The sequence below is a fragment of the Succinivibrio dextrinosolvens genome, assembly GCF_900116345.1.
GTDB lineage: Bacteria > Pseudomonadota > Gammaproteobacteria > Enterobacterales > Succinivibrionaceae > Succinivibrio > Succinivibrio dextrinosolvens_B.
In genome coordinates this window covers 30,475-49,735 of the sequence record NZ_FPAH01000008.1, presented here as the reverse complement: position 1 = coordinate 49,735, position 19,261 = coordinate 30,475, and the positions used below count along the sequence as shown (strand labels likewise).

Here is a 19,261-nt window from a genome sequence, read left to right as displayed (position 1 = left end):
CTAACCAGGCGCCTTTTTGGCGCCATTTTTAAATCAGGTTAATATTAAAGAAAGGATGCAGCTCGGCACTATCCTTTTCAGGCTGAGGATCAAACTCAATCTTATAAGCCTTGGCATCTCGCTCGGATTCAACTGAGAATACCACCTTCAGATCATTTCCATGAGCCTTAAGATCCTCATCGACGGTACTTACAGCTATACGTGCAGCAACGGCATTAGGGAAGCCTAATGAATCAGTTGAGATACTACAGAAAGCCAGAGACTTAACGCCGTTCTTTCTTGCAACCTTTAAGGCCTCGGTATAGCAGGAGGCCAAAGTAGCCTTCTCTCTAGGAGAAATGTTAAAGCCTACCTTAGGTCCAACCACATGAATCACAAATTTGGCAGGAAGATTAAAGCCGTGAGTAATGGTTGCAGTTCCCTCTCTGGCCTCCCCGCCTCCCAGAATCTTATAGCATTCATAACGCAGCTGCAGTCCGGCAGCAGAATGTATATTGTTATCTATACAGTTGTGCCCTGCCTGAAAACAGCCTAAAAGTGATGGGGTTGCAGAGTTTACAATCGCATCCACTTTTAAGGTGGTGATATCTCCCTGATGCAGACTCATATTGGTATTGATTTTAGACTTCAAGAGGCCGTCGCTCTGAACAATCTTCTTCTCTGCAAGCTCAGCCTGTAGCAGCTGATCCTGCATTGTAAAATATTCAGGAGGAAGCTTGTTCTGGACACGATGCATATTCATGAGGCCTCTTAAAAGAGCTCTCTGTGCAAAGTAGTCGTCAGAAAAAGACTGAGCCTGATTCTTTAAACTAGGCACGTACTGTACTAATATGTCGATAAGCTTTTCTACTAAAGGTTCTTTCTCAATCATATCGGTTCACCTTTATGAATGTTATTTTTCTAGATCTAACTTTTTTATACCTTCACTAGCAATTTTTAGCAACAATCTTTCTTTAAAAATTCGGTATGCTCAGCAACATGAATAATTTTTCATGGTTTTGTAAAAAAATCAGATCTGTATAGGATTTTTCAATATTCAAATTTTCCCAAAAAATACATATAGATACTCACAAAAAGAAAGCAAAAGACAAAACAAGTTAGACAAGAGTATTTATTGTAGAAAAAATTACTTGAAAAAATGCTGACTTGGCACCATGTTTAAAGAGAACGAGTGAAACTGAATTTAAGGTATATAAATATATGTCAGATAATACTCCTAAAGATAGAGATAACCTTGATCCTGAGAAGATTAAAGAGCTCAGCGATAAAGTTGACTCCATCAAAGAGAATATAAAGAAAGGTGTCGAGGAACTGAAAAAGACCGAGGCCCTTATCAACGCTCAGAACACAGATTCATTAAAATCTCTCGCCGCAAAACTTGCAAGTCTTGGCGAGAACGTAGATGGTATTGACATTCCAAAGTCAGAGCCAGAGGAAATGTTTGTAATTCCAACCTTCGGCCGACCAGTAATGCCATCACAGATCACTCCTATGCAGATAAAATCTGACTACGAGGAGATCATCACCCAGATTGCACAGACCGAGAAAAAGACTTTTGCTATTTTCGCAATCGACGAGAAGCTTGAGAAAAAAGGAAAGATCAGACCTAGCGATTTTCCTAAGATGGGTACTCTGGTCAAACTGCTACACGCCAAAGCCGTTCCTGGTGAGGTTCATTTTGTCTGTGAAGGAATTGAACGTGTAACTATCCAGGAGTGGAAAAGCTTTAACGGCTCCCCAAAGGCAGTTTTGGAATATCCTGAAAACGAGATGCCAGAATCAGGATCAGAGGATGAAGTAAAGGTTAAGGCTTATGCCATGAACCTTGTATCCCTGCTTCAGGAACTGCTGCCACTAAATCCGATGTACTCTGATGAAATGCGTCAGTATCTGCTTCGCTTTGATCAGAATGATCCTTCTCTTCTGGCAGACTGCGCTGCTTCTGTTACAACTACCTCAGCTAAATCCCTGCAGAAGGTTTTAGATTGCACCAATATTCTTAAGCGACTGGAGCTCTCTCAGGATCTGTTGCAGAAAGAGCTTAAGGCAGCTAAGCTTCACGATGAGATTAAAACTACTGTTAATGAGAAGCTTTCAAGAAAACAGAAGGAATACGTTCTAAGAGAACAGCTAAAGCAGATTCAGAAAGAACTTGGAACCCGTGCCGACAGTACAACTGAAGCTGACGAGTATGTAGACCGTATGAAGAAGCTCTCGCCTCCTGACTATATCAGCAAGAGATTTGAAAAAGAGCTAAAAAAACTGAATACCCTTGATCCAAATTCACCGGAATATGCAGGTCTTACCAATTATCTTGATATTCTGACCTCTATTCCATGGGGTGAAGTTGCCAAGGAAGATCTGGATATTGCCAAGGCAAGAAAGATCCTGGATGAGGATCATGAAGGCCTCAAGGATGTTAAAGATCGAATCCTTGAGTTTTTAGCCGTGGGTGCACTTAAGGGCAACACCAATGGTTCAATTCTGCTGTTTGTAGGTCCTCCGGGTGTAGGTAAGACCTCTATTGGCAAGTCAATTGCCAAAGCTTTGAACAGACCTTTCTACAGACTGTCCTTGGGCGGTGTTAACGATGAATCTGTGATTAAGGGCCATCGCAAAACTTATGTAGGAGCAATGCCGGGAAAATTTGTCCAGGCGCTTCGAGAAGCCAAGGTTATGAATCCTGTAATCATGCTTGATGAAATCGACAAGCTGACCAGATCATATCATGGTGATCCTGCCTCAACTCTGCTTGAGACCCTAGATCCAGAACAGAACAACGGCTTTATGGATCATTATCTGGATGAAAGACTGGATTTATCAAAGTGTCTGTTTATCTGTACAGCAAACACTACCGATACCATTCCACCAGCTCTATTAGACAGAATGGATCCGATAAGACTTTCAGGCTACATCAGTCAGGAAAAGCTGGCCATTGCCAAGAAGCATCTGCTGCCTAAGGGCCTTGAGAAGGCAAACATGAAAAAGAGCCAGCTTAAGATTTCCGACAGTGTGCTCAAGAAGATTATCGAGGAATATGCCCGTGAAAGCGGTATGCGTTCTACCCAGAGAGCTATTGAGAAGATCATCCGTAAAGCTGCAGTGAAGCTGTTAGAGGGTGAAAAGTCGGTAACAGTTACCGCTTCTTCCCTATTTGATTATCTGGGAACAGCTCCTTTCAAGCGCGAAAAGAAACTTGAAGGAGTTGGTGTCATCACTGGACTTGCCTGGACATCAGTTGGCGGAGCAACACTTCCAATTGAGTCTTCCAAGATTAACAACGATGCCAAAGGCTTTGAACTGACAGGCTCTTTAGGTGATGTCATGAAGGAGTCTGCACATATTGCCTACAGTTATGTTCAGGCTCATATGGGAACTTTCTGCAAAGAGAAAAAAGATTTCTTTAAAAAGGCTTTCATCCATCTGCATGTACCAGAGGGCGCAACACCTAAGGATGGTCCATCCGCAGGTGTAACCATGGCTACCAGTCTGCTGTCACTTGCCATGAACAAGGCTCCAAGAAAAGGCTTCGCCATGACTGGAGAGCTTTCTCTTACCGGACAGGTTCTGGCAATCGGAGGCATCAAAGAAAAGACTATTGCTGCAAGACGTATGGGTATAACCAACATCATCTGTCCTAAAGCAAATGAGTCTGATGTAAAGGAACTCCCTGCTGAAGTAACTGAAGGAGTCACCTACTACTATGCAGATACCTTTAACGATGTTGCCAAGGTAATCTTTGATGGTCGTAAGACCAAGTAAAAACAGCCTAAAACTTAAGGTTCTCTAGAAAGAAATCCTTCTGAAAGTTCTATAAAAACTGAAAGAAGGATTTTTTTGTACATTGAATTTGTTTCAATCAGTTTGCAATAAACAGTATCAGAAAGCGCTGTAAAGAGGGAGAATAATGATTCTGATTGGAGAGAATGACTTTCAGAAAAAAGTCTTACAGATGATATGGCAGAAAGCCGTCCCAGACTTTTACATCTGGGATAAGCTTTTTTTGTAAAGATTACTTAGACTTCTTTGCAGCTTTCTGCTCAGCAATTAAGTCCTCTAAGTGCTCTTTCTGAGCCTGAAGCTCTTCCTCGGATAAGGCAGTCTCTTCAGTCTTTGAGAACTTTGAGGTTAGAGAATCAAAAGAACCTAAAATCTGCTCCTTGTGATCCTGGAAAAGCTTATAGCCAACAGCACCAGCAACAACACCTGCTGCTAAACCAATAAAGAAATCAGTCTTGTTAGATAACATAATTATCTCCTTTTATATAGTTAGTCTCAAAAATTATAGATTATCCAGATCCTGATTGCGCTTAATTTTTTCAAAATTAAACTTCTTATCAAAAAGAATTCTGGCTGAATTAATAACAACACCTATGGTTGCAGCATTATGAATGGTTGCCGCAATAAGAGGATTGATCTTTCCTAGCGCACCTAGCATCATTGCTGCAGAATTGATGGCAATTGTCGCAGCAAAATTCTGACGAACCAGTCCCATGGTGGATTTAGATAATTCCATGACCTTTGCAAGTTTTAAAGGTTCATCAGAAGTAATTGTAATATCGGCTGACTCCATGGCAATATCAGTAGATTTTCCACCAAGGGCTACACCAATATCGGCATAAGCCAGAGCAGGAGCATCATTGATACCGTCACCAACCATCAGAACCTTTGAGTAACTCTGCTTACTTGCAACAAATTCAGCCTTCTCATGAGGAAGAACATCAGACTTGTAACCATCAAGATCAAGTTTTCCTGCAACATACTCTGCTGTAACCTTGTTGTCACCAGTAAGCATTACGATTTCGTCAACACCGTTTCGGCGGATTCTGTTAAGAGTCTTCTTGATATCCTTGCGGATTGGATCTGTGATTACCAGTGCACCTAGGAGCTCACTGTTTCTTGCCACGTAAATAATATTGCATTCCTTTGAAAAACCAGATCTGTCAATGTCATTCACGCCTGGAATTTTCTTCTCCTTCATGAAGGTTCTGCTTCCAACCAGGATCTCACCACCCTTATAGGAATCAAAATCAGAAACATTAGCGCATATACCACGACCGACAACAGTCTCTGTCTTAACTTCATGAGGAACATTCCAGTTCTTATCCTGAGCATAATTAATTACAGCTTCAGCTAAAGGATGAGATGAAGATTTCTCGGCAGCTGCAGCTAATAGAACCAGCTCCTTCTCCTCAATCTCATTGCATCTGATAGTATCAATCAGGATTGGATGACCATCAGTAATTGTTCCGGTCTTATCCAGAATGACAGTATCAATATCAGCTAAAGTCTCAATGAAGTTACCGCCTTTGACCAGCACACCTATCTGAGCAGCTTTACTGATTGAAGCTGAAATTGCAGTTGAAGTAGAAAGCTTCAGACCGCAGCTGAAGTCAATGAAGAACATGTTTAATACACGTTGGAAATCACGGGTTACACCATAAACAACGGCAGCAGACAAAAATGAAATAGGCACCAGGGCATTAGCCATTCTGTCAGCAAAGTTCTGAATTGGAGCTCTGCGATTCTGAGCATTCTCCACCATGTTTATGATACGGGCAAGATTGGTTTCATCTCCAACCTTGGAAACCCTGATTGTTATTTCTCCAGAGCGAACCACTGTACCGGCATAAACTTCCTGCTTTATAGTCTTAAATGCAGGAATTGACTCACCGGTTAAGGAAGACTGATCAATTGAAGCCTCACCTTCAATAATCACACCATCCACGCAGATCTTCTCTCCAACGTAAACAACAACCTCGTCATTGACCATTACATCGTCAATGCTTACCTTGGAGACATGCCCCTTCTTATCCTTTAGCCATACATATTTCTCCTTCATATCAAGAAGATTTGAAATATGCTGACGAGCCTTCTCTGCCGCACCAATAGTCAGCATTTCTGCAAAATTGGACAGAACTAATAGGGAAAGACTGGATTCAGGTTTTCCTGACAGCACAGATGCCAGCACGGCTGTTGCAGTTAAGGTATCAGCATTTGGAGCCTTTTCTTTAATAAGGCCCAACACGCCTTCCTTGAAAATATCCTTGGCAATAAGCAGAACAAAGGCTGTTCTTAAAAAAGACAGATTGGTAAATGCTGTTGGAGACAGACGTTTGAAAGCCTCTAAAGCACCAAAGCCGAAAAGAGAAACCAGAGCCTTGAATTTGTAGTTCTTTAATTCTTCTGATACAGCCTTGATATCATTTCTTTCTTTTTTTGCTTTGGCTTTAAGTTCATCTCTCACAGGAACAAGTCTTAAAGCAAACAGCGCCTTAGCTAAAGAAAGCTTATCCTTAGCATAAACGCTTAAGGTGTTGTCCTTTAATATGCAGGCAGAAACTACACCAGGAACTTTTCTTAGCTTATATTCAAGAACAGCCGTTCCTTTGGCACTGTATTCCTGCTCTAGCTTAGTTGTATAGTGAAACACCTGTGACATTATTTAGTACCACCCTCCAGGATCTTATAGCCCCACCAGACTAAAGATGGGCCGCTTGGCACCTGATTCTGAGTAAATACCTTGTAGCCGCCCCATAATAGACAGACCGCACCGACAATTACAGCAAGATCAGCAATTCCGTTAGTAGAATTCTTTACGCAGGAATTAACTTTAGTTGTGTAATTTCTTAATGACTGACCAATTAAAGAATTTCTACCTATAGATGCTGCCTGCTGACCTACACTATATGCTGAAGCTGCACCAAGAGTTGAATTTGCAAACTTGGTCTTACTTTCTGCAACCTTCAGAGTCTGAGCATTCAGATGCTCAAATACGGTATCAACATCCTTCTCTTCACTCTTATAGGTCAGAAGAATGGTACCGGTGACATTGTTAACAGAGATCTGATCAAAAAGTCCCAGACCTTTAAGCTTGGACTTTAAGGCCTCACCAAAGGCTTTATCCTTCAAAAGAACACTTTTATAGCGTCTTCTGCCTTCTATACTGTGTAAACAGGTAAACATAGCTAATTTAGTATTCTCGTTAATCTTCTTGTTTGAATAATTATTAAAAACCATCTGCATTAAAGGCTGAGCTACAGCGATTAGGACAGACAAAACGGTAAGATTCATTTAATTTTCCCTACTTTCCCGCCTTTTTTCGAAGGCATTGTTCTATTTCAAGCAATTCTTTGTTCGAGGCTAATTTATCCACATCGTATTCAATCAGGATCGAGCCTGTTACTTCATTAATGGAAAAGCTATCCAGTTCCTTAAACTGAGAAAAATATTCTTCAAGAGCCTTTGCATTTTCATGATTACCCTTAACAAGAGAGCTATAGCCTCTGATACGACCAGGGATGTAGCTTGCAACGGTTACAGTTGAAAGAAAATATTTTTTTTCGTTAAAAAACTGAGATAAGAAATTAAACATAAGTTACCTTTAAATATTTTTTATCAATTGTATTACCAAATTAAAGTGTGAGCATAGTCAAATTTTTATTACTAATAAGTAATACGAATTAGCTCAGTCTAACAGGTATGATAAAAATACAGGAAATAATGTTTAATAAATTCCTTAATCAGCATAAATTAGCCATAGCTAATTAGTATATGCTAACAGAAAAAACTAAAAATTTTCATATTAAAAAAATTTTTTTTTGAAAGAATTAACAATAAGAAATAGCAGAAAAAATCCTGCTATTATGCGAACCATTATGGTGAAGAATTAGACTAATCAGCTGTGTACGGAAGAAAGACCTTCTGAAGGTCAGATTCATCTAAAGTTTTGTACTCCCCCTCTTCAAGAGAATCATCTAACTTTAGCTGTCCAATATAAAGACGTTTAAGCTCTGTTACTTCATTGTTTACGCATTCAAAAAGTCTTTTTACCTCATGAAAACGACCTTCAGTAACCGTTACCAGAGCTTCATGTTCTGAGAGGATCTCAAGCAGAGCACTCTTGTATCTGGTTTTCTCCTCCGGATGTTTCAGTCCTTTTTTGAAAAGCTCAACATCCTTTGGAACAATCGGATCTCGAGTTGAAACCTGATATGTCTTAGTTACCTCTGATTTAGGAGAGGTTATCTTATGATTAAGCTCCCCATCATCAGTCACCAGCAGAAGCCCAGTAGTATCTATATCCAGCCTGCCAACACAGTGCATCTGAGTGAATTTAGGAATATCGCTGAAGATATTTATAACTACAGGATTATTGTTATCTCTGTCGGCACAGACATACCCTGCTGGTTTATTAAGCATAAAAACACGTTTTTTAAATCCGTCTGACGCTTCAACCTCGTAACCGTCGATAACGATTTCGTCGGTTACTAAAATCTTTGCAGCAGGATCTAAAACGATTTCACCATTTACTTCAACCTCGCCTGCCTTAATAAGCTTTGCGGCAGCAGATCGAGGTACATCGAAGTTATGAGATACAGCCTTGTCTAAACGAAGGGTATCCTTAGCCATTATATTTTCCTAAGATCAGGGTAGCATTAGTACCACCGAATCCAAAGCTGTTGGACATAATGGTATTCAGGGTAGCCTCACGAGCGGTATTGGCAACAATATCAAAGCCCTTGGCATTCTCATCTAAAGTCTCAATATTAATAGAAGGTGCAATAAAGTTATTCTGCATCATAATCAGAGAGAAGATAGCCTCATTAACACCGGCAGCTCCCAAGGCATGACCAGTCATAGACTTGGTTGATGAGATAGGAGGACAGTTATCGCCGAATACAGCGCGAATTGCCTCAAGTTCCTTGATATCGCCTAAAACAGTAGCTGTACCGTGAGTATTGATATAATCAATCTTTGAATTACAGGTCTCAAGAGCCTGTTTCATACATCTTAAGGCACCTTCTCCAGATGGAGCCACCATATCATAGCCATCAGAGGTTGCGCCATAGCCAACAACCTCAGCAATTATATGAGCACCTCTTGCCTTTGCGTGTTCTTCAGATTCTAAAACCAGAATACCACCACCGGCACCGATAACGAAACCGTCACGGTTTGCATCATATGGTCTTGAAGCTTTTTCAGGGGTCTCATTAAAGCCTTTTGATAAGGCCCCCATGCCGTCAAAAAGACATGAAATAGTCCAGTCGGCAGACTCACCACCGCCGGCAAACATCACATCCTGTCTGCCTAAAGCGATCTGATCACAGGCAAGAGCGATACAGTGAGCAGAGGTTGAACAGGCAGAGCTGACGCTCATGGAAGCACCTCTGATCTTGAATGCGGTTGCAAGGTTTGCAGAAACAGTTGAGCTCATTGCCTTTGGAACAGCATAAGGACCAACCTTCTTTACCCCTTTTTCAACAAGAATATCGGCAGATTCAACAATAGTTCTGGTGTCTCCACCGCCAGAACCTGCAATCAGACCAGTTCTATCATTGCTTACATCTTCATCGGTAAGACCGGCCATGCTGATTGCCTCTTTCATAGCAATATATGAATAGGCGGCAGCTTCACCCATGAAACGAAGAACTTTTCTATCTATAAGATCTTTTAGGTCAAGATCAACTAAACCGGCTACCTGGGAACGCATTTGTTTATCAACAAAGTCCTGAGCCTTTTTAATTCCTGATTTGCCTTCTTTTAGTGACTTTAAAACTGCATCTACGCCTACACCAATCGAAGATACAATTCCGTAACCTGTAATGACAACTTTTTTTAATGTCATACGTACTCCAAAATTAAAGTTTTTTTATATGTTATATGCGCACGTCTTCCCGCAGAAAATGTGCAAGGTTGCGGTTTCGTGCATTGACGAATTAAAACTTCAGATGAATTATAACAATTATGTATTCCTGTGAATACCTCTTGAAGCTTATCACAACAAAAGTTGTGGAATTCTTGCATCACTGATCACAACATTATTGATAATAGATTTTACGCAAAAAAAATCAGAGCTTGCTCAAGAGTGGAGATACATAAAAAAAACATAGCTTTTCATTTGCATTTCTGAATTTTGTTGTATAATAGCGCACGTTGTAAAGACGATATATAACGTATATATCAGCTTAAACCAGTATTATTTAGGTATTTATTTTTTTATATGGCAAAAGAAGAAAGCATTGAAATGCAGGGCACCATCCTAGAAACCCTGCCAAATACTATGTTCCGCGTTCAGCTGGAAAACGGTCATATTGTTATGGCCCACATCTCAGGAAAGATGCGTAAGAATTACATCAGAATTCTTACTGGTGACAAGGTTACCGTTCAGATCACTCCTTACGATCTGACCAAAGGCAGAATTACCTTCCGCGCCCGCTAATAAATTCCCCTAAAAAATATATAACCACTTAATGCACAAGGTATTAAGTGGCTTAGTTTATTCTTAATTTTGCAAAAATTTGGAAGGGATCATTGTGTCTAAAAAAGAACTTCTGAAAAGGTATGCCCTTTTCTTTTTATCTGTAGTTTTTCAGGGAATCGCAATTGCCTCAATCACCTTTGCCAATATAGGAACTACCCCTATCTCCTCTGCGAACTATGTGCTGGCAATTCACTCATCCTTTACACTTGGAGAAACAACTCTGATCTTTAACATTCTGCTGATGATTCTTCAGGTTATGTTCATCTCAATAGGAAAAGATCCGTTAAAGAAACATGCCGTTAATCTTTTAATGCAGATTCCTGTCTGTCTGATTTTTTCGGCAATGATTGATCTTGGAATGAATCTTCTGAAAATCACGCTTCCAGAGGAAATAAATTACATTGTCGCTTGGGCTTTGGTAATCTTCGGAACAGTACTTCTTGCTCTAGCCGTATCAATGTCTGTAACCTCAAACGTGGCTATGGTTCCAGGAGAATACTTCATCAAGATTTTCCATCCTCTTGTCAACAGAACCTTCAGCTTTGTAAAGACTTTCTTTGATATCTTCCTGGTTTCATCAGCGGTTATCCTTTCTCTGTTTCTGACTGGCTTTACTCAGATTGAAGCTGTTCGTGAGGGGACACTGTTTGCAGCCTTATGTACCGGACCTATCGTACATTTCTTCATTCCGCTTACTGCAAAGCTGAAACCTATGCTACAAAAGTAAAAAAAATCCGCCGGCTGTCGTTCAAAAGGAAAACAGCCTGACGGATAACAATAGCAATTATGTGCTAGATATTCTTGATAATCTCATCTCCAAATTCGCTGGTTGTTAGGGTTGTTGCACCTTCCATCAGACCAGAAAAATCAGAAGTTACACGCTTTGAGCTGATAGCCTTTTCCATAGCATCAACAATCAGATCTGCAGCCTCATTCCAGCCCATATGACGCAGCATCAGTTCTGCTGACAGAATGATTGAGCCTGGGTTTGCCTTACCGGTACCTGCAATATTAGGAGCAGTACCATGAGTTGCCTCGAAGATTGCACTGTCAGCACCAATGTTTGCACCAGGAGCAATACCGATACCGCCAACCTCTGCAGCTAAAGCATCAGAGATATAGTCTCCGTTCAGGTTCATAGCGCAGACTACGTCATAATCCTGTGGATACAGAAGGATGTTCTGCAGGAAAGCATCCGCAATGCAGTCCTTAACCACGATACGCTTCTGAGTCTTTGGATTTACAAAGCTTACAACGCCCTTCTCATCCTTTGTGGCGCCATATTTCTCTTCAGCAAGCTTGTAGCCCCAGTTCTTAAAGGCACCTTCAGTGAACTTCATGATATTGCCCTTGTGAACGATGGTTACAGACTTTCTGTCATGATCGATTGCATACTCAAAAGCAGCACCGATAAGTCTTTCGGTACCGGCCTTTGACATTGGTTTTACACCAATACCGCAGTCTTCGGTGAAACGGATCTTCTTGACATTCATTTCCTTTTCAAGGAAAGCAATCAGTTTCTTTGCGCCCTCAGAATTTGCCTCCCACTCGATACCGGCATAGATATCTTCAGCATTTTCACGGAAGATTACAGTATCAACAAGCTCAGGATGCTTTACAGGTGAAGGTACGCCCTTGAAGTAACGAACAGGACGCAGACAGATATATAAATCCAGGGTCTGTCTTAAAGCGACATTAAGAGAACGGATACCGCCGCCCACAGGAGTGGTCAGAGGACCTTTGATTGCAACGTGATACTTTCTGATGAAGTCAAAGGTTTCATCAGGCAGCCAGGTATTGTCTCCATAAACCTCAACTGATCTGCCACCGGCATAGATCTCCATCCAGGAAATCTTTTTCTTCTGGTTATAAGCCTTGGCTACAGCTGCATCAACAACTTTCTGCATAACAGGTGTAATATCAGCACCGATACCATCACCACGTATAAAAGGAACAACAGGATTATCAGGAACAATCAGCTTTCCATTTGCATCAATCTCAATTGCACTACCCTGTGAAGGAACAACAACTTTACTGCTGAACATTAGTCACTCCATATTTCAAAATTCTATGGAGCTATTGTAGCAAAACGGGGAGAATTTAAAGACAATATAAAAGATACGCCAAAATTGTATAGTTTTTGTGCAATTGTGACGTATCTTAGAAAATTACGGCTCTATGTCATCCAGTTTCTGGGACATATCGCAGCCAAAGCTTGATTTTAAGGCGCAGGACTTATCGTAATAGACTTTTCCGCGTTTATAGCTGCGCTCAACGCCCTCCCCCTTTTCATGCATCAGCCCCAAATAGCCGCAGGCAAGTCCATTATTCATGTCACATGACATTTCAAGGTATTTAAGTGCGCTCTTATAGTCAGGCTTATTGTTTTTACGAGGGGTGTTCTTATACAGAAGCCCAAGATTCATACAGCCATCAGAAACCTTAAGACTGCAGGCTTTTTCAAAATAAGAAAAAGCTTTCTGCTCGGATTTATCGACACCCTTACCATCCTGATACAGAGTTCCTAAGGCATTACAGCCAGAGCCTTCTTTAAGCTTACAGGACTTCTCATACACTTCTGAGGCCATATGAGAATCCTTTTTAAACTCAGGGGAGTATTCGTACAGCACACCTAAGTTGTAGCAGCAGTCTGCACTGTCGATATTACAGCCGTACTGATAAAACTGAAACGCGGTGATAAGGTCAGATTTTCTGCTGTCTTTGGATTTTGGTATCGCGTACATATTTCCTGCCTCCCAGCAGGCATCCTTTGAATTCAGAGAACAGGCCTTTTCATAAAGCTTAAGTCCGATTTTTATATCGTCGGCATCTCCTTTAAGATAGATTTTTGCCAGCTCAACACAGCCTTCAGGATTATCAGCCTTACAGGACTTTTCAAAGAGTTCCTTAGATTTTCTTGAATTCTTATCCGGATTTTTAGGATCGGCCAAAATTCTTCCTAAATTAGAACAGGCTAAAGACTCTCCCATGTAGCATGCCTTTTCATAACTGTCACGAGCCTTCTTTAAATCATAGTGTCCGTACTTTTTAGTTTCATAGATTTTACCGAGGTTATTGCAGCTTCCGGCGTAATTTAGATCACAGCCTTTCTCAAAGAAGGATATCGCTCGATCATAAGAGGCCTTCCCCAGTTCATCCTTAAGATACATATGTGCAAGCTCATTACAGCCCTTGCTGTTTTTTCCGTCACAGGCCATAGTGAAATATTTTTCTGCTTTTTTGTAATCTTTGTTTTTATAAAGGAAGGCTCCTGCCAGTTCACATTCACTGGCACTACCCTTGTAGCAGTCTTCTACGGCAGCGTTGAAATCAAGATCCTCTGAATAGGCATTAAAACACGTGAATAAAGAAGCTAAAGCCAGATATTTAAACAGACTTTTACTTCGCAATAGCAGCATACACATATCCTCAAACACACCTTATATATATAAAAGAATAGAAAAGAATCAGTAAATGAAGAGACAAAATACAGAGAAATACTTATTTTTGTGAGTTAACTTCATAGATTTGCTAATTGATTAACGCTATAAAACTGAATTATGTGAAATTTTGTTATTAAGGAAACAAAAAGTAAGATATCCGTTTGTATCTATCGCATCCTCCCAAAAAATAAATAAACGACAGAAAGTCAAAGTAATTATGTACTTCAACTTTTGTCGTTAAAGAGAAATCCGTAAAGCAAAAATTTCTGCAATAATTTGCAGTAAACTTTCCTTTAATCAATCAGAAGTTTTGCACCAACAATCTTTACAAATAAAGTTCCGAGCTTCTCATTGTACTCACTGACCACAACATCACGAATATCAGCAAAAACCTCGGCATTGGTAAGATCGACTGAAGGCAGACCTCTTTTCTTGATATAAAGACCAATGATGTCCTCATCAACAACGTGAATGGTTCCAACCTGAAACTCCAGACACACGAACTCCTTAGAAATACCACTGATCACCAGATTCTTTGGAGAACCATTGATAAAGATCTCATAGACATCCTGATAGATTTCCTCTAGCTCGCTGATTGAGTTACTCAGCTGACCTACAACCTCTTTAATCAGCATAGGCAGTCTGGTTGAATGCATTTTGTCAGCTTTTGCCTTGATTTCCTGAACGATGTTTATATCACTGTCAAAGCTTGGAATTGTAAGATTAGGATCTTTCTGAGCTAAACGAACCAGGTCGGACTTAGTTTTCATGTCATGCCTCCACATTCTTGAATCTTATGCAAAATTTGCAGAACCATTTTAATTATAGCGAGGAGGTTTACGGATTCTGATTGAAAATCATCAATACGTGAACAAGCTTATGTTTCAGAATTTCAAAACGAGTTGAATGTCGCATTTAGAGAAATTTATTAAAAAAATCAAATTATTAAGCTATAGAAAGAAGCTTCTTTTTAATTGATCAATGACACGCCATTGTGTGCATTTCTGATCTAGACGGCATGAAAATTATTATTAAAACGTTTACAAAAAATTTGTTTTTTTGCCTAAAATAATCAATGCACAGACAATGCACCAGAACACCGATTTTGATCTCAGGCGGATTTTTAAGAAAAAGACAAAAGAATCGTGATTATCTAACTCTTTTCTAAGATAGAAGATTCAGAATACAGCGGATTTATTTACTAAATTTAAAGGATTCGCCATGACCGAACAAATCATCACCGCTGCACAGCCACTGCAAAAGCAGAAGAAAACCATGAACCGAACAACCTACTCCATATTCACGGTACTTTTTCTGGTAACTTTTATTGTATTAAGAATAATCTGCAAAGCTGCAGATCAGGTTGCTGCCTCAGCCTATGAACCAGGGGTTGTATTCATCTGCCAGATGATTCACTTCCTTCCACCAATTACCGTATTTCTCTTTACTTATTTCTGCATGCCAAGAAGACTCAGAGACTGTGGCAAAAATCCTTACTATGCATGGTTTATCCTGATCCCTCTGTTTGGATTAGCATACGTAATCTACCTGTGTTTTGCGTCGAGGAAGACAATTTCTCAGAATTAGACAGTTTTTTTCTACAGGGATCCTCGGTTACATGTAGAGGATTCCACTAATCCTCTACTGCAAAAAGAATATCTTCCCCCTTTACTAAATCAGCATCCATGCAAGATAGCCGTTTTTCTGATAAAATAGAGTGATATTGGAGAAACACATGTCAACAAGATTTAAACCATACGCAACCGTTGCTCTTATCATTGAACACAACGGAAAATATCTAATCGTAGAAGAATACAACGAAGATCAGAATAACCGACTGGTTTTTGGTAATCCATGCGGACATATTGATGGTAAAGAAACCATTTTAGAAGCTGCTAAAAGAGAAGGTTACGAGGAGACAGGTGCCGAAGTTGAGATTCTGAATCTGATCTCTATAAATGACTATGTAAAGGATAACGAAACCATTTACAGATTCTGTTTTGAGGCCAAGTTCAAGGAAGTACCAGAAAGTCTTAAGGCGGATGATCCAGATCATGAGATTCTTGCTGTTAAATGGTATACCAAAGAGCAGATTTATGCGGGCAAGGACTACTGGAGAACACGCCTTGTTGGTCAGAATTTTGATGATTACTTTGCTGGCAGAAGATATCCTGTTGATCTAATCAGAAGTATTCATCCTTAAATCCTGTCGCTTTCGGTTAAGACAAATAAACGTTTCATAATAACCCCCTCTTCTGATAAGTCTGGGGTGTCATAATTAAAGACTAGCTTATGATTTTTGATCCTAAAATTCCTTATGATGTGCTGAAGGGAAAGCATGTTGTTCTGGGCCTTTCAGGCGGTGTAGATTCATCTGTCAGTGCTGCAATTTTAAAAGAGCACGGCATGAAGGTTACAGCCCTTTTCATGAAGAACTGGGAAGAGGACGACAATGAATCCTACTGTGCAGCAGCACAGGACCGTGAAGATGCACAGAAGGTCTGTGACAAGCTCGGAATTGAGCTTAAGACTATCAACTTTGCAGCCGAATACTGGGATAACGTCTTTGAGATTTTCCTTTCAGAATACAAGGCAGGACGTACCCCAAATCCAGATATTCTCTGCAACAAGGAAATCAAGTTCAAGGCATTTTTAGATTATGCAACTCAGGTTCTGAAAGCCGACTTTATCGCAACCGGCCATTACTGCCAGAGAAGCTTTAACACCGAACGTGCACATCTGTTACGAGGCTTTGACAAGAACAAGGATCAGAGCTATTTCCTGCACGCTATCGGACAAAATATTCTAGAGAGAGTTCTTTTCCCTGTAGGTGATCTTGAGAAGCCTAAGGTTAGAGAAATAGCAGATTCTCTTGACTTAGCCACTGCCAAGAAAAAAGACTCAACCGGAATCTGTTTTATTGGAGAGAAGAGATTCCATGAATTCCTATCCAAATATCTTCCAGCTCAGCCTGGTCCTATAAAAACAGTTACAGGTCAGGTCGTCGGACAGCATGACGGACTTATGTACGCCACTATCGGTCAGAGAAAAGGCCTTAACATCGGCGGTACAAAGGACGGCAACGGCAAACCTTGGTATGTTGTAGACAAGGATGTTAAGAACAACACACTGATTGTAGCTGAAGGCAATGACGACAAAGCTTTATACTCAATTGGACTGAATGCAATTTCAGAAACATGGATAACAGAATGTCCAAACTTACCATTTGAGTGCACTTGCAAAATTCGCTACCGTCAGCCGGATGTTGAATGTACAATTTACCGCGAAAAGGAAAAACTGAGGGTTATGTTTAAAAAGCCTGTTGCTGCTGTTGCCCCTGGTCAGTCAGTGGTCTTTTACGACGGACCTGACTGTTTAGGCGGAGCTGTTATTGATAGTCACATCAAGGATTAGCTGTATGACCGATATTAAATCAGAGACAATCGCACTTGCAGCATTATTTCAGTGCTGCACTCAGATTCAGAGACTGGCATCAACCGGTTACTATGATGAACAGTCTGTTTCCTGTGTACTCAGAGCACTTCTGGTTACCGATCCAAGAACAATTGAGGATATTTATGAACCATCAAGACTGATGGTTGGTTTTAAACAGCTTGTAGACAGTTTCGGCAAATCTGATGTTACAAAGACTGCTACTACCATCGAAGTTACCAAGATGGCCTTAAAGCTCATTTCTCTTGCACACAACGTTGAGAGAAACTCAAAGATCTTCGGCAGACTGTCTGACGAAATCGATGGTCTGAAAAGAGCAGTTACTGCAGAGCATCCTGACTTTTTTGAAGCTGGTATATCAGTCGTTAACGATCCAACCAACATTCATCTTTTCGGTTCTCTTTATCAGTCAATTATCAGCCCTAACTTTGCAAAACTCCTGATTTACGGAGAGGAGCGCCATCTTAGAATTCCTGAAAATCAGGAAAAGATAAGAGCCCTTCTACTTGCAGGTATCAGAGCTGTAATTCTGTGGAGACAGGTTGGCGGCAGACGACGTTTCCTGGTATTCCGTCGCAAGGCAATTTTAGAATACGCACAAAAGTTTTCCTAACAGTTCGATGTACTTTATCTTATGAGGATTAAAATGGACTTATCATCACTATCTGCAATTTCACCATTGGACGGACGTTACGGTTCTAAGACCGAAGAACTAAGACCAATCTTCTCAGAGTATGGTCTGATGCGTTTCCGTGTTCAGGTTGAACTTACATGGTTAAAGCACCTGGCAGCCTGCGAAGAAATTAAGGAAGTTCCAGCTTTTTCAAAGGAAACAATTGCTTTTATTGATGACATCATCGCTAATTTCTCAGAAGAAGATGCTTTAGATATCAAAAAGCGTGAAGCTGTAACCAATCACGATGTTAAGGCAGTTGAGTATTTCTTGAAAGACAAGACTGCAAAATGCGAAGAGATTGCAAAAGTTAAGGAATTCATCCACTTTGCATGTACCTCAGAAGATATCAATAACAACTCTCATGCTTTAATGCTGAAGACAGCCCGTGAAGAGGTTATTCTCCCTGTTATTGATGAAATCATCGCCAAGATTACCGAGCTTGCTCACAAGTATGCAGATGTTCCTCTTTTAGCAAGAACCCACGGTCAGCCTGCATCTCCAACCACCATTGGTAAGGAAATGGCAAATGTTGTTTATCGTATGCGCCGTCAGCGCAAGCAGATTGAAGCAGTTGAAATCATGGGTAAGATCAACGGTGCCGTTGGTAACTTCAATGCTCACAGTGTTTCTTATCCAAATGTTGACTGGTATGAGTTCTCAAAGAAGTTTGAAGAAGATCTGGGTCTGACCTTCAACCCTTATACCACTCAGATTGAGCCTCATGACTACATTGCTGAGCTGTTTGCTGCAGTTGACAGATTCAACACCATCCTAATCGACTTTGACAGAGATATCTGGGGCTATATTTCAAACGGTGTATTCACTCAGAAGACTATTGCAGGAGAAATTGGTTCTTCAACCATGCCTCATAAGGTTAACCCAATTGATTTTGAAAACTCAGAGGGTAACCTTGGAATTGCCAATGCCCTATTCGTTCACTTAGGCAACAAGCTGCCTATTTCACGATTCCAGAGAGATCTTACCGACTCAACTGTACTACGTAATTTAGGTGTAGCATTCGGTTACTCAATTCTTGCCTACAAGTCCACTCTGAAGGGGATTTCAAAGCTACAGGCAAATGCCGAGCATACTGCTGTTGAACTGGATAACAACTGGGAAGTTCTAGCTGAGCCATACCAGACTGTAATGCGCCGCTACGGCATTGAGAATCCATATGAGAAGTTAAAGGCTCTAACCCGCGGTCAGAGAGTAACTAAGGAAATCATGGAAAACTTCCTTGAGGAGCTTGATATGCCAGAAGAGGCTAAGGCTCTGCTAAGAGGTCTGACTCCAGCAAAATACATCGGTCGTGCAGTTCAATTTGCTAAAGATATCTAATAAGAAGATATAGACCAGTTCAAATCTAAACCTGAAGCTCCTTTTCAGAGAGGTCTTCAGGTTTTTAATTTATAGTTATAGCCTTTA

General features: G+C 40.5%; 18 protein-coding genes. 8 read left to right on the top strand and 10 right to left on the bottom strand.

Annotation, left to right across the window (positions count from 1 at the left end; all coding sequences use genetic code 11):
- Window positions 1-28 precede the first annotated feature (28 nt).
- Window positions 29-871: a macro domain-containing protein gene (locus tag BM308_RS04035; protein WP_074943068.1), complete on the bottom strand. Its 843-nt coding sequence runs from the start codon at window positions 869-871 to the stop codon at window positions 29-31.
- A gap of 329 nt (window positions 872-1,200) precedes the next feature.
- Here BM308_RS04035 and lon point away from each other — a divergent pair, with 329 nt between their 5' ends.
- On the top strand, window positions 1,201-3,762 hold the full coding sequence (gene lon, locus BM308_RS04030) for an endopeptidase La (RefSeq protein WP_083425436.1): 2,562 nt from the start codon (window positions 1,201-1,203) through the stop codon (window positions 3,760-3,762).
- Window positions 3,763-4,012: 250 nt separating this feature from the next.
- Here lon and BM308_RS04025 read toward each other — a convergent pair whose 3' ends face one another.
- From BM308_RS04025 to fabB, 6 genes are all read right to left on the bottom strand, one after another.
- Window positions 4,013-4,249 carry a hypothetical protein gene (locus BM308_RS04025; protein ID WP_074840921.1) on the bottom strand — a complete coding sequence of 79 codons (237 nt, stop codon included), beginning with the start codon at window positions 4,247-4,249 and terminating at the stop codon, window positions 4,013-4,015.
- A gap of 33 nt (window positions 4,250-4,282) precedes the next feature.
- Window positions 4,283-6,442, bottom strand: coding sequence for a heavy metal translocating P-type ATPase (locus BM308_RS04020; protein WP_074943066.1), 2,160 nt, complete (start codon window positions 6,440-6,442; stop codon window positions 4,283-4,285).
- The gene (locus BM308_RS04015) at window positions 6,442-7,074 is read right to left on the bottom strand and encodes an HMA2 domain-containing protein (protein ID WP_074943065.1); all 633 of its coding nucleotides are present in this window, start codon (window positions 7,072-7,074) and stop codon (window positions 6,442-6,444) included. The genes BM308_RS04020 and BM308_RS04015 overlap by 1 nt, the downstream gene beginning before the upstream one ends.
- 10 nt (window positions 7,075-7,084) lie before the next feature.
- Window positions 7,085-7,375, bottom strand: coding sequence for an HMA2 domain-containing protein (locus BM308_RS04010; RefSeq protein WP_074943063.1), 291 nt, complete (start codon window positions 7,373-7,375; stop codon window positions 7,085-7,087).
- Window positions 7,376-7,674: 299 nt separating this feature from the next.
- The gene (locus BM308_RS04005) at window positions 7,675-8,412 is read right to left on the bottom strand and encodes a pseudouridine synthase (RefSeq protein WP_074943061.1); all 738 of its coding nucleotides are present in this window, start codon (window positions 8,410-8,412) and stop codon (window positions 7,675-7,677) included.
- Window positions 8,405-9,628, bottom strand: a complete 1,224-nt coding sequence (fabB, locus tag BM308_RS04000; protein ID WP_074943060.1) for a beta-ketoacyl-ACP synthase I — start codon at window positions 9,626-9,628, stop codon at window positions 8,405-8,407. Before fabB ends, BM308_RS04005 begins: the two co-directional genes overlap by 8 nt.
- Before the next feature lie 375 nt (window positions 9,629-10,003).
- On the opposite strand from fabB, the gene infA reads away from it, so the two are divergent.
- Together infA and BM308_RS03990 are read left to right on the top strand one after the other, a co-directional pair.
- Entirely contained in the window at window positions 10,004-10,222 is a 219-nt protein-coding gene (gene infA, locus BM308_RS03995) for a translation initiation factor IF-1 (RefSeq protein ID WP_031492527.1), read from the top strand.
- A 94-nt stretch (window positions 10,223-10,316) separates the two neighbouring features.
- On the top strand, window positions 10,317-10,991 hold the full coding sequence (locus tag BM308_RS03990; RefSeq protein WP_074943058.1) for a YczE/YyaS/YitT family protein: 675 nt from the start codon (window positions 10,317-10,319) through the stop codon (window positions 10,989-10,991).
- A gap of 64 nt (window positions 10,992-11,055) precedes the next feature.
- Here the strand turns inward: BM308_RS03990 and icd are convergent, their stop codons facing one another.
- From icd to BM308_RS03975, 3 genes are all read right to left on the bottom strand, one after another.
- Window positions 11,056-12,309, bottom strand: coding sequence for an NADP-dependent isocitrate dehydrogenase (gene icd / locus BM308_RS03985; protein WP_074943057.1), 1,254 nt, complete (start codon window positions 12,307-12,309; stop codon window positions 11,056-11,058).
- Window positions 12,310-12,432: 123 nt separating this feature from the next.
- Entirely contained in the window at window positions 12,433-13,683 is a 1,251-nt protein-coding gene (locus BM308_RS03980) for a tetratricopeptide repeat protein (protein ID WP_074943055.1), read from the bottom strand.
- Window positions 13,684-14,000: 317 nt separating this feature from the next.
- A complete protein-coding gene (locus BM308_RS03975; protein WP_074943054.1) occupies window positions 14,001-14,477 on the bottom strand; it encodes a hypothetical protein in 477 nt (158 codons plus the stop codon).
- Window positions 14,478-14,928: 451 nt separating this feature from the next.
- On the opposite strand from BM308_RS03975, the gene BM308_RS03970 reads away from it, so the two are divergent.
- From BM308_RS03970 to purB, 5 genes are all read left to right on the top strand, one after another.
- The gene (locus BM308_RS03970) at window positions 14,929-15,294 is read left to right on the top strand and encodes a DUF805 domain-containing protein (protein WP_074943052.1); all 366 of its coding nucleotides are present in this window, start codon (window positions 14,929-14,931) and stop codon (window positions 15,292-15,294) included.
- Between the two features lie 148 nt (window positions 15,295-15,442).
- Complete coding sequence (locus tag BM308_RS03965) at window positions 15,443-15,910, top strand: NUDIX domain-containing protein (protein ID WP_074943051.1); 468 nt, start codon at window positions 15,443-15,445, stop codon at window positions 15,908-15,910.
- Window positions 15,911-15,999: 89 nt separating this feature from the next.
- Window positions 16,000-17,121, top strand: a complete 1,122-nt coding sequence (mnmA, locus tag BM308_RS03960; protein ID WP_074943049.1) for a tRNA 2-thiouridine(34) synthase MnmA — start codon at window positions 16,000-16,002, stop codon at window positions 17,119-17,121.
- A gap of 4 nt (window positions 17,122-17,125) precedes the next feature.
- Window positions 17,126-17,773, top strand: a complete 648-nt coding sequence (locus BM308_RS03955) for a lysogenization protein HflD (RefSeq protein WP_074943047.1) — start codon at window positions 17,126-17,128, stop codon at window positions 17,771-17,773.
- Window positions 17,774-17,806: 33 nt separating this feature from the next.
- Complete coding sequence (gene purB / locus BM308_RS03950; RefSeq protein ID WP_074943046.1) at window positions 17,807-19,174, top strand: adenylosuccinate lyase; 1,368 nt, start codon at window positions 17,807-17,809, stop codon at window positions 19,172-19,174.
- The last annotated feature ends 87 nt before the right edge of the window (window positions 19,175-19,261 follow it).

What these genes read in the sequence shown, in the direction of transcription:
- BM308_RS04035 (WP_074943068.1), bottom strand. Translation starts at nt 871, where the DNA reads ATGATTGAGAAAGAACCTTTAGTAGAAAAGCTTATCGACATATTAGTA.
- lon (WP_083425436.1), top strand. Translation starts at nt 1,201, where the DNA reads ATGTCAGATAATACTCCTAAAGATAGAGATAACCTTGATCCTGAGAAG.
- BM308_RS04025 (WP_074840921.1), bottom strand. Translation starts at nt 4,249, where the DNA reads ATGTTATCTAACAAGACTGATTTCTTTATTGGTTTAGCAGCAGGTGTT.
- BM308_RS04020 (WP_074943066.1), bottom strand. Translation starts at nt 6,442, where the DNA reads ATGTCACAGGTGTTTCACTATACAACTAAGCTAGAGCAGGAATACAGT.
- BM308_RS04015 (WP_074943065.1), bottom strand. Translation starts at nt 7,074, where the DNA reads ATGAATCTTACCGTTTTGTCTGTCCTAATCGCTGTAGCTCAGCCTTTA.
- BM308_RS04010 (WP_074943063.1), bottom strand. Translation starts at nt 7,375, where the DNA reads ATGTTTAATTTCTTATCTCAGTTTTTTAACGAAAAAAAATATTTTCTT.
- BM308_RS04005 (WP_074943061.1), bottom strand. Translation starts at nt 8,412, where the DNA reads ATGGCTAAGGATACCCTTCGTTTAGACAAGGCTGTATCTCATAACTTC.
- fabB (WP_074943060.1), bottom strand. Translation starts at nt 9,628, where the DNA reads ATGACATTAAAAAAAGTTGTCATTACAGGTTACGGAATTGTATCTTCG.
- infA (WP_031492527.1), top strand. Translation starts at nt 10,004, where the DNA reads ATGGCAAAAGAAGAAAGCATTGAAATGCAGGGCACCATCCTAGAAACC.
- icd (WP_074943057.1), bottom strand. Translation starts at nt 12,309, where the DNA reads ATGTTCAGCAGTAAAGTTGTTGTTCCTTCACAGGGTAGTGCAATTGAG.
- BM308_RS03980 (WP_074943055.1), bottom strand. Translation starts at nt 13,683, where the DNA reads ATGCTGCTATTGCGAAGTAAAAGTCTGTTTAAATATCTGGCTTTAGCT.
- BM308_RS03975 (WP_074943054.1), bottom strand. Translation starts at nt 14,477, where the DNA reads ATGAAAACTAAGTCCGACCTGGTTCGTTTAGCTCAGAAAGATCCTAAT.
- BM308_RS03970 (WP_074943052.1), top strand. Translation starts at nt 14,929, where the DNA reads ATGACCGAACAAATCATCACCGCTGCACAGCCACTGCAAAAGCAGAAG.
- BM308_RS03965 (WP_074943051.1), top strand. Translation starts at nt 15,443, where the DNA reads ATGTCAACAAGATTTAAACCATACGCAACCGTTGCTCTTATCATTGAA.
- mnmA (WP_074943049.1), top strand. Translation starts at nt 16,000, where the DNA reads ATGATTTTTGATCCTAAAATTCCTTATGATGTGCTGAAGGGAAAGCAT.
- BM308_RS03955 (WP_074943047.1), top strand. Translation starts at nt 17,126, where the DNA reads ATGACCGATATTAAATCAGAGACAATCGCACTTGCAGCATTATTTCAG.
- purB (WP_074943046.1), top strand. Translation starts at nt 17,807, where the DNA reads ATGGACTTATCATCACTATCTGCAATTTCACCATTGGACGGACGTTAC.